Below are 9,997 nucleotides of genomic sequence, written 5' to 3'. Positions count from 1 at the left end.
TGTCAGAACTGACCCTCACGGTCATGCGGCTGGGCTTCCTGGCCGTGCTGTGGCTGTTCGTGATCGTCGCGGTCCAGGTGATCCGCAGCGACCTCTTCGGAACCAGGGTGAACCCCCGGTCCTCCCGCCGGGGCGGCGGCGCCACCGCGGCGGCGCCCGCGGCCGGTGCGGCCGGGCGGGCCCCGCAGGGCCAGCCCCCGGCCGGCGGTCCGCCGACCCAGGGCGGCGGGCGCCGTCGCGGCGCCCCGACCCAGCTGGTCGTGGTGCAGGGCTCCCTGGCCGGGACCACCGTCGCGCTGCAGGGCCAGACCATCACCCTGGGCCGGGCGCACGACTCCACCATCGTGCTGGACGACGACTACGCGTCCTCCCGGCATGCCAGGATCTATCCCGACCAGACTGGGCAGTGGACGGTGGAGGATCTAGGCTCCACCAACGGCACCTATCTGGACCGTCAGCGCCTGACCGCGCCGACCCCGCTCCAGCCGGGCATGCCGATCCGTATCGGCAGGACCGTCATCGAACTGCGGAAGTAGTAGCGCATGAGGGACAGCATCCCGTCCATGACCCAGAGGGGGGCACAGGTCGCATGACCCTGGTGCTGCGCTTCGCCGCCGGCTCCCACAAGGGACTGATCCGGGAGGGGAACGAGGACTCCGGCTATGCCGGCCCGCGGCTGCTGGCCGTGGCCGACGGCATGGGCGGGGCGGCGGCCGGTGAGGTCGCTTCCTCCGAGGTGCTCGGCTCGATCGTCCGCCTGGACGAGGACGTGCCGGGCGCCGATCTGCTGACCCTCCTCGGCGACGCGGTCCAGGGCGCCAACGACCGGCTCCGGCAGATGGTCGAGGAGGACCCGCAGCTCGAAGGCATGGGCTGCACCCTCACCGCGATGCTCTGGACCGGCCAGCGGATGGGCCTGGTCCACGTCGGGGACTCCCGCGCCTACCTGCTGCGGGACGGCTCGCTGGTGCAGATCACCCAGGACCACACCTGGGTGCAGCGGCTGGTCGACGAGGGCCGGATCACTCCGGAGGAGGCCGAGACCCACCCGCAGCGCTCGCTGCTGATGCGCGCGCTGGACGGCCGGGGCCAGGTCGAACCGGATCTCTCGATCCGCGAGGTCCGGGCCGGCGACCGCTATCTGATCTGCTCCGACGGCCTCTCCGGCCCGGTCAGCCACCAGACCCTCCAGGACACCCTGGGCAGCTACTACTCGCCCGAGCAGACCGTGCAGGAGCTGATCCAGCTCGCGCTGCGCGGCGGCGGCCCGGACAACATCACCTGCATCGTCGCGGACGTCCTCGACGTCGGCGCCACGGACACCCTCAGCGGCCGGTTCAACGACGTGCCGGTGGTGGTCGGCGCGGTCGCCGAGACCCCGCCGTCCTCGACCGCCGCGGACCAGTCGATCCGCGACACCCCGGCCGGCCGCGCCGCCGGGCTCGGCCGCGGCCCGCAGGGCGCCTTCGGCCCCGCCGAGGGCTACGGCGCCGGCCACCCCGACGCCGGGTTCGGCCCGGCCGGCGGCTACCCGGAGGGCGGCTCCGCCGAGCCCTCGGTCCACGGGACCGAGGACTACGACGACGACGCGCCCCGGCGGCCCAAGCGCAAGAACCGGGCGCTGGCGTTCTCGCTGGTCGGCCTGGTCACCGTGGGCCTGCTGGGCGCGGGCGGCTTCTTCGGCTACCAGTGGACCCAGAGCCAGTACTACGTCGGCGCCGAGGGCGACCACGTCGCGGTATTCCAGGGCGTGAACCAGAGCCTGGCCGGACTGAGCCTGTCCTCGGTGCACACCCCGTACAAGGACATCGAGCTCAAGTACCTCCCGCAGGACCAGCGCACCCACGTCACCAACACCATCTCGGCGAGCAGCCTCGGCGACGCCGACGACAAGGTGAAGAAGCTGGGCGAGCAGGCCGCGTTCTGCCGCAAGGTCTCCGACATCCGGGCCACCGCCGGCAGCCTGTCCACCCCGGGCGGCACCCCGGCGACCGGCCAGCCGACCCAGCAGGCCGCCGCCGGAACCGTGGCGACGCACGCCGGGTTCGTGACGGCGACCACCGCGCCCAGCCCGTCCGCGTCCGGACGCGCCCCGGCGGCCGGCGTCCCCACGACCACCCCGAGTCCGAGCACGCCGAGCACCACCGCCCCGGCCCCCGTCGCGCCCAGCCAGGGTGCCGCGGCCCCGGCGGCCCCGCAGAGCGACCTGCCCGGCCTGAGCGACGAGGAGCGGCAGCGCGCCGACTCCTGCCCGAAGTCGTGACGGAGGCGACCCGACACGGGCCCGCCCCGCGCGGGCCCGTCCGGCCGTCCCGGGGCGGCCGGCACCTGAGTGAGCGAAGCAGCAGAGCTATCGAGAAGCGCGTGTGGGCGGATGCCCCGGCCGAGCGGAGCGAGGCGGGAGCATGAGTACCTTCGATGTGAGCAGCGATCCGAACAGCCGGTCCGCCGGTGTGCCGGCCGACCGCGCGTCCTCGCGGCGCCGCCGCAACACCACCATCTCGCCGCAGGCGACGCCGAACCGGCGCAACACCGAGCTGGCGATGCTGGCGTTCGCGGTGCTGCTGCCGGTCCTGGCGTACGCCAACGTGGGCCTGGCGATGGACGACAAGCTGCCCGCCGGGATGCTCGGCTACGGCCTGGGCATGGGCGCGCTCGCCCTGATCGCCCACCTGCTGATGCGGAAGTTCGCGCCGTACGCGGACCCGCTGATGCTGCCGATCGCCACCCTGCTGAACGGGCTCGGCGTGGTGATGATCTGGCGGCTGGACAAGGCCGGGCCGCTGCTGCACAACAACTTCCCGGCCGCCTCCAACCAGCTGATGTGGTCGGGTCTGGGCATCGCGTTCTTCATCGTGGTGATGGTCTTCCTGAAGGACCACCGGGTCCTGCAGCGCTACACCTACATCTCGATGGCGGTGGCCCTGGTGCTGCTCGCCGCCCCGGCGTTCTTCCCGGAGCGCAAGGAGGACCTCGGCGCCAAGATCTGGATCCGGATGGGCGCCTTCTCGATCCAGCCCGGTGAGTTCGCCAAGATCATCCTGACGGTGTTCTTCGCCGGCTACCTGATGGTCAAGCGCGACGCCCTGGCGCTGGCCAGCCGCCGTTTCATGGGCCTGTACCTGCCGCGCGGCCGCGACCTCGGCCCGATCATCGTGATCTGGCTGCTCAGCCTGCTGATCCTGATCTTCGAGAACGACCTCGGCTCCTCCTTCCTGTACTTCGGCCTGTTCGTGGTGATGCTCTACGTCGCCACCGAGCGGACCAGCTGGATCGTCGTCGGCCTGCTGATGTCGGTCGGCGGCGCGGTCGCGGTGGCCTCCACCGCCAGCCACGTCAAGACCCGCATCGACGCCTGGCTCGACCCGATGGCCGCCTTCGCCCCGAAGCCGCCGCAGGGGGCCACCGAGCAGATCGGGCAGTCACTGATGGCGCTCGGCTCCGGCGGGGTGACCGGCTCCGGCCTCGGCCAGGGCCGCTCCTGGCTGATCGACTTCGCCGCCAAGAGCGACTTCATCCTCGGCTCCTTCGGCGAGGAGCTCGGGCTCACCGGCATGATGGCGATCTTCATGCTCTACGCCCTGCTGATCCAGCGCGGTCTGCGCACCGCGGTCGCCGCCCGCGACCCCTTCGGCAAGCTCTTCGCGGTCGGGCTCTCCTCCGCGATGGCGCTGCAGGTGTTCGTGGTCGCCGGCGGTGTCACCGGCCTGATCCCGCTGACCGGTATGACCATGCCGTTCCTCGCCCAGGGCGGGTCCTCGGTGGTCGCCAACTGGGCACTGGTCGCGATCCTGCTGAAGATCAGCGACAACGCCCGCCGTCCCGGGGTGGAGCCCACCCCGACGCCCGAGATCCAGGGGGGCACCGCCTCGTGAACAAGCCGATCCGCCGGGTCTCGATCTTCTGCCTCGTGCTGATCCTGGCCCTCATGGTGCGCACCAACTGGATCCAGGGGGTGCAGGCCGACGCCTGGGCGAGCAACAAGTACAACAAGCGGCAGGTCTACGACCGCTACGCCTACCCGCGCGGCAACATCATCGTCGACGGCCAGCCGATCACCCAGTCCACCTTCGTGGACGGCCTGCGCTACAAGTACAAGCGGTCCTGGACGGACCCGCAGATGTACGCCCCGGTCACCGGCTACTCCTCGCAGGCCTTCGGCGCCAGCCAGCTGGAGCAGCTGGAGGACGGCGTCCTCTCCGGCAGCGACGACCGGCTGTTCTTCCGCAACACCCTGGACATGCTGACCGGGGAGCAGAAGCGCGGCGGCGACGTGGTCACCACGATCAACTCCAAGGCCCAGAAGGCGGCCTTCGAGGGGCTCGGCAACAAGAAGGGCGCGGTCGTCGCGCTCGACCCGAAGACCGGCGCGATCCTGGCCCTGGTCTCCACGCCGTCCTACGACCCGGCGAGCTTCGCGGGCAACGAGTCCACCGACTCCAAAGCCTGGACCGACCTCAACGCCGACCCGAACAAGCCGATGCTCAACCGGGCGCTGCGCGAGACCTACCCGCCCGGCTCGACGTTCAAGCTGGTCACGGCCTCGGCGGCGTTCGAGAACGGCCTCTACCAGAACATCGACGACCAGACCGCGACCCCGGACCCGTACACCCTGCCGGGCACCAACTTCGTGCTGAAGAACGAGTCCGACCGGGAGCAGTGCGGCAACGCCACGATCAAGTCCGGCATGGACCAGTCCTGCAACACCGTCTTCGCCAAGATCGGCGCCGACCTCGGCAAGGACAAGATGCGGGTGCAGGCCGAGAAGTTCGGCTTCAACAGCACCGTGGACACCCCGATCCGGTCCGAGAAGAGCGTCTTCCCGTCCAACTCCACCCCGGACGGCACCGCCCAGGACTCGATCGGCCAGCACGACACCCAGGCCACCCCGCTGCAGATGGCGATGGTCTCCGCGGCGATCGCCAACAACGGCTCGCTGATGCAGCCGTACCTGGTCGCCGAGGAGCGCTCCGCCTCGCTGACCACCATCTCCAAGCACAGCGAGAAGCAGTTCTCGCAGCCGATCAGCCCGGCCACCGCGCAGAAGATGCAGGACCTGATGGTCTCGGTGGTCGAGAACGGCACCGGCAAGAACGCGAAGATCCCGGGCGTCACCGTCGGCGGCAAGACCGGTACCGCCCAGCACGGCGAGGGCAACGCGGGCCTGCCGTTCGCCTGGTTCACCTCCTACGCCAAGGCCTCCGACGGCCGCACGGTCGCGGTCGCGGTGGTCGTCGAGGACGGCTCCAACAACCGCGACGGGATCAGCGGCGGCCGGCTGGCCGCACCGATCGCGAAGTCCGTGATGCAGGCCGTCCTCGGCAAGTGACAGGAGCCGTGACGGGAGCCGGCGGCGGGTGAGGGAAATGTCACGATCGGCACCCCGGGTCCGGATACCGGTCTGATATCGGCCTACGGCCGACTCGGGTCCGGTACGGTCCGACCGGTAGCGTGTCCGCAGCAGCGGGTGTACCCGTTGCCGTCCGTGCGGTGCCGAACCGGTCCTGACCGCAGAACCATCCGGGGCCCGGACGGCGTCACAGGGAGCGTGCGGGGACACCTACGTCACAACCTCACCGGCGGGTGAGGGAGAGGGTCGCAACTATGGAAGAGCCTCGTCGCCTCGGCGGCAGGTACGAGCTCGGCGGCGTCCTCGGGCGCGGCGGCATGGCCGAGGTGTACCTCGGCCATGACACCAGGCTCGGCCGCTCCGTCGCCGTGAAGACGCTCCGGGCCGACATGGCCCGCGATCCGTCCTTCCAAGCCCGATTCCGCCGCGAGGCACAGTCCGCGGCGTCGTTGAACCACCCCGCGATCGTCGCCGTGTACGACACCGGCGAGGACTACATCGACGGCATCTCCATCCCGTACATCGTGATGGAGTACGTCGAGGGGTCCACGCTGCGGGAGCTGCTGCACTCCGGCCGCCGGCTGCTGCCGGAGCGCGCGCTGGAGATGACCATCGGCATCCTCCAGGCCCTGGAGTACTCCCACCGGGCCGGCATCGTGCACCGCGACATCAAGCCCGCCAACGTCATGCTCACCCGCCAGGGCAACGTCAAGGTGATGGACTTCGGCATCGCCCGGGCGATGGGCGACGCCGGCATGACGATGACGCAGACCTCCGCCGTCATCGGCACCGCCCAGTACCTCTCCCCGGAGCAGGCCAAGGGCGAGCAGGTGGACGCCCGCTCCGACCTCTACTCCACCGGCTGCCTGCTCTACGAGCTGCTCACGGTGCGCCCGCCGTTCGTCGGCGACTCCCCCGTCGCGGTCGCCTACCAGCACGTCCGGGAAGAGGCGCAGCCGCCGTCCGTCTTCGACCCCGAGGTGCGCCCCGAGGTCGACGCGATCGTGCTCAAGGCGCTCGCCAAGGACCGCGACTACCGCTACCAGAGCGCCGACGAGATGCGCGACGACATCGAGCGCTTCCTCGACGGCCTGCCGGTGGCCGCCGCCCAGCAGGCCGCCGCGTACGGCATGGGCGCGGCCGGGTACGGCTACGACCAGAACGGCTACCCGCAGCACGACCCGTACGGCCAGACCAATCTGCTGCCGCAGCAGGGCCCCGGCGGTCCGACCACCGTCCTGCCGCAGGCCGCTCCGGCCGGCTACGCCGCCCAGCCCCAGCCCGGCTACGACGACGGCTACGGCCAGACCTACGCCGGCGCCCCCGGGGCCGGTGGCAACGACGGCTACGACGACGGTTACGGCCGTGGCGGCCGACGCGGCGAGGAGCCGCCGAAGAAGAGCAACACCTCCTGGATCGTGCTGGCGGTCGCCGCCGTGCTGGTCCTGGTCGGCACCTTCTTCGTCGCCCAGGCGATGTTCGGCAACAAGAAGGGCGGCGAGGACAAGAAGGAGGCCGTGAAGATCACGGCGCCCGGCCTCGTCGGCAAGACCCTGGCCGAGGCCAAGGCGCTCGTCGCCCAGGCCGGTCCCAAGCTGGTGGTCACCGAGGGCGACAAGATCGCCTGCCCGGACGCCAACGTGAAGAAGGACCAGGTCTGCACGCAGACCCCGACGGCCGGCAACCAGGTCGCCGAGGCCGCCACGATCACCGTGCAGCTGTCCTCGGGTCCGGCCAAGAGCGCCGTGCCCAACGTGGTCGGCAAGTCCAAGGAGCAGGCGGTCAAGGCGCTCACCGACGCCGGCTTCACCAATGTGACGACCGACTACAAGGACGACGACAACGCCCCGCTGGACCAGGTGCTCACGCAGGACCCGGCCAGTGGCGCCGCCGACCCGACCGCCCCGGTCAAGCTGACGGTCTCGCAGGGCAAGGCCAAGATCAATGTGCCGAGCGTGGTCGGCCAGCAGAAGGAGGCCGCCGAGGCCGCGCTGACCAGCGCCGGCTTCCAGGTGGACTCCTCGAAGACGCAGACGACCAACGAGCCCGCCAAGGTCAACACGGTCGCCTCGCAGAACCCGGCCGGCGGCAAGCAGCCGGCCAACACCAAGATCACGCTGACCATCTTCAAGGCGCCGGAGAAGGTCTCGGTCCCCCCGCTGCAGAACGTCCAGCTCAAGGAGGCCATCAAGACCCTCCAGGGGATGGGCCTCCAGTACACCGTCGTCCAGGGCCCGCAGGACCCCAACGCCACGGTGATCGCCTCCAACCCGCAGGCCGGGACCCAGGTGGACCCGAACACCTCGGTCGGGCTGATGACCAAGGCGGTGGATCCGCCCAAAGGGAGCGACCCACCGACCGTCCCCGGGATCCCCGGCCTCCCCACCCCCAGCAACACCAAAGGGGGACCCAACAACTAAGCCCTGGTTCCCCTGGTTCTGAGCCCCTCGGGGCCGGACCGACCGGCTGAGTTGATCCCGGCAGTGAGCCCGAGGGCCCGTCGACACCGCGTCGACGGGCCCTCGGGCGTTCACCGGGGCCGTGCGGCCCTCCGTGGGCCTCTAGCGGCCCCTGGAGGGCCCGCACGGCCCATGCAGGGCCGCCGGAGGCCCACGGAGGGCCGGGAAGGCCAGCAACTGGCCCAGCGGGGCCCGGAAGACACGCGAAGGCCCCCGGGGCGTCCCCCGGGGGCCTTCGCGCGGGCCTCAGCGCTGCCGCAGCTCCGCGGGCGGAGTGCGCGCGGCGTCCATGTCGTCCACCCGCACCAGGCTCCCCCAGACCGCCATCCGGTAGCGCGAGGTGTAGACCGGGGTACAGGTGGTCAGCGTGATGTACCGGCCGGGACCGGTGTACCCGGAGCCCTTCGGCACCGGGGCGACGATGCCGGTGTCGTACTTGGACGTCTCCGGCAGGGTGCTGTCGACCCGGTAGACGTACCACTTGTCACGGGTCTCGACCACGATCGCGTCGCCCTTGCCGACGGCGTCGAGCTCGTGGAACTTCGCCCCGTGCCCGTCCCGGTGCGCGGCCAGCGCGAAGTTGCCGGACTCGTCCCAGGGCATCGCCGAGCGGTACGGCTGCTCGTACACCCCGGCCACGCCCTCGGCCAGGGTCGCCGTGTCGGTGCCCATCCGGATCATCACCTGGTTGTCCCGGCCCATCGCCGGGACGTGCAGGAAGCCGATCCCGTCACCCGCCGCGTAGGACGGCGCGGTGGCACCGGTGGCACCGGTGGCGGCGGACGGCCCGGCCGACGGGGTGCCGGACGGGGGAGCGGCCGGGGCCCCGGTCGCCCAGGACTCGCGCAGCTGGTCCGAGGCCGCCGAGGCGGAGCGGTCCGCCAGCACGTCGGTCCACCACAGCGAGTAGGTGACGAACAGGCCGAGCACCAGCCCCAGGGTGATCAGCAGCTCGCCGACGACACCCAGGACGGCCAGCGCCCAGCCGCCCCGCCCGCGGCGTCGGCGAGCGGCCTCCTCGGCCACCGGCTCGGTCCCCTGGGTCACGTCTCTCCCTCTGTCGTCGCCCGCCCGCTCGCGGTCAGCCCCCCGTGAGGGCGGCCGGCTTGCCCTGGCTGCGCGGCCTTTCCTCGATCATCTTGCCAAACACGATCAGGCGCGCCTTGGAGCTGAACTCCGGGGTGCACGTGGTCAGCGTGATGTACCGGCCAGGACCGGTGTAGCCGGCGCCGTTCGGCACCGGCTTGATCACACTCACATTGGACGGCGGCGTCTCCGGGATGCCCCCGGTGACCTCGTAGGTGTAGTACGCGGTCGCGGTCTCCACCACGATCTTGTCGCCCTTGCCGAGCTGGTTGATCCGGCGGAACGGCTCGCCGTGCGTGTTGCGGTGCGCGGCCAGCGCGAAGTTGCCCGCCTTGTCGGCCGGCATGCCGGTGCCGGAGTAGTGCCCCACCAGGCCCTTGTCGAGCACGGGGGCCTTGGCGGTGCCCTCGGCGATCGGGAACTTCTGGCCGAGCTTCGGCAGGTGGATGATGGCGAAGCCCTTGCCGGGCTCGAAGGTCTCCGGTTTGGCCGGGTCCGGTGCCGGCTGTCCCGGCGCCGGGGCGCCCTGGGCCGGGCCCGCGTCGAACTGCTCCTCGAGCCGGTTGCGGGCACCGTCGGCGGCCGCGTCGGCCTGCACATTGGTCCACCAGAGCTGGTACGAGACGAAGAGCAGCATCACCAGGCCGAGGGTGATGCACAGCTCCCCGAGGAACCGGGCGAAGACCACCGCCGCCGGCTCCTTGGCCCGGGGACCGGCCGCGGCCCGGCCGCCCGCCCGGCGCCGACCGCGCCCCTGCGCGGCACGGCGGCGCTCGGCCCGGCCGCCCGGGGCGGGCGGCTGCCGCTCACCGGCCACGGCGGCCATGGTGACCGTCTCGGCGGCGGCGAGCACCGTCCCGGTCGCGTCCGGCGCGGACGGCGCCGACAGCACCGCCTCGGCCGGCACCGGCGCGACGGGCGGCGCGGCCGGCTCGTAGACGCCCCAGCCGTCCTCGGCCCCGGGCTGCGCCGGCCAGACCCGGTCCGCGCCGGAACTCCCGTCCCGGCCCCGGCCGGGGTGGACCGGCTCGGCCTGGTACGGGTCGTAGGACTGGTACTGGCCCTGCTGGCCCGGCTGGGGCTGCTGGGGCTGCTGGGGCTG

The 9,997-nt window shown here is 71.8% G+C and carries 7 protein-coding genes; 5 read left to right on the top strand and 2 right to left on the bottom strand.

Translation table 11 applies throughout. The features are described from left to right. The 5 genes from VR45_RS07800 to pknB form a co-directional block, all read left to right on the top strand. Positions 1-536 (top strand): FHA domain-containing protein (locus VR45_RS07800; protein WP_063772432.1); only part of this gene is annotated, 536 nt, incomplete at its 5' end. A 53-nt stretch (positions 537-589) separates the two neighbouring features. Beyond that, entirely contained in the window at positions 590-2,263 is a 1,674-nt protein-coding gene (locus tag VR45_RS07795) for a protein phosphatase 2C domain-containing protein (RefSeq protein WP_052708922.1), read from the top strand. Between the two features lie 142 nt (positions 2,264-2,405). After that, the gene (locus VR45_RS07790) at positions 2,406-3,875 is read left to right on the top strand and encodes an FtsW/RodA/SpoVE family cell cycle protein (RefSeq protein ID WP_078896310.1); all 1,470 of its coding nucleotides are present in this window, start codon (positions 2,406-2,408) and stop codon (positions 3,873-3,875) included. After that, a complete protein-coding gene (locus VR45_RS07785) occupies positions 3,872-5,329 on the top strand; it encodes a penicillin-binding protein 2 (RefSeq protein ID WP_045938929.1) in 1,458 nt (485 codons plus the stop codon). Before VR45_RS07790 ends, VR45_RS07785 begins: the two co-directional genes overlap by 4 nt. A 275-nt stretch (positions 5,330-5,604) precedes the next feature. Next, on the top strand, positions 5,605-7,770 hold the full coding sequence (pknB, locus tag VR45_RS07780) for a Stk1 family PASTA domain-containing Ser/Thr kinase (protein WP_063772431.1): 2,166 nt from the start codon (positions 5,605-5,607) through the stop codon (positions 7,768-7,770). A gap of 285 nt (positions 7,771-8,055) precedes the next feature. Here pknB and VR45_RS07775 read toward each other — a convergent pair whose 3' ends face one another. Beyond that, positions 8,056-8,856 (bottom strand): class E sortase, encoded by an 801-nt coding sequence (locus tag VR45_RS07775; protein ID WP_045938928.1) that lies wholly within the window; start codon positions 8,854-8,856, stop codon positions 8,056-8,058. A 34-nt stretch (positions 8,857-8,890) separates the two neighbouring features. Next, a partial coding sequence (locus VR45_RS07770) for a class E sortase (RefSeq protein WP_045938927.1) occupies positions 8,891-9,997 on the bottom strand: 1,107 nt, incomplete at its 5' end.

The organism is Streptomyces sp. NRRL S-495, assembly GCF_000966955.1.
Classification (GTDB): domain Bacteria; phylum Actinomycetota; class Actinomycetes; order Streptomycetales; family Streptomycetaceae; genus Kitasatospora; species Kitasatospora purpeofusca.
Note: the sequence above shows the minus strand (reverse complement) of the source record. Positions and strands in the feature narration are given on the sequence as shown.

Coding starts and splice junctions, on each gene's coding strand:
- VR45_RS07795 (WP_052708922.1), top strand. CDS start 590: ATGACCCTGGTGCTGCGCTTCGCCGCCGGCTCCCACAAGGGACTGATC.
- VR45_RS07790 (WP_078896310.1), top strand. CDS start 2,406: ATGAGTACCTTCGATGTGAGCAGCGATCCGAACAGCCGGTCCGCCGGT.
- pknB (WP_063772431.1), top strand. CDS start 5,605: ATGGAAGAGCCTCGTCGCCTCGGCGGCAGGTACGAGCTCGGCGGCGTC.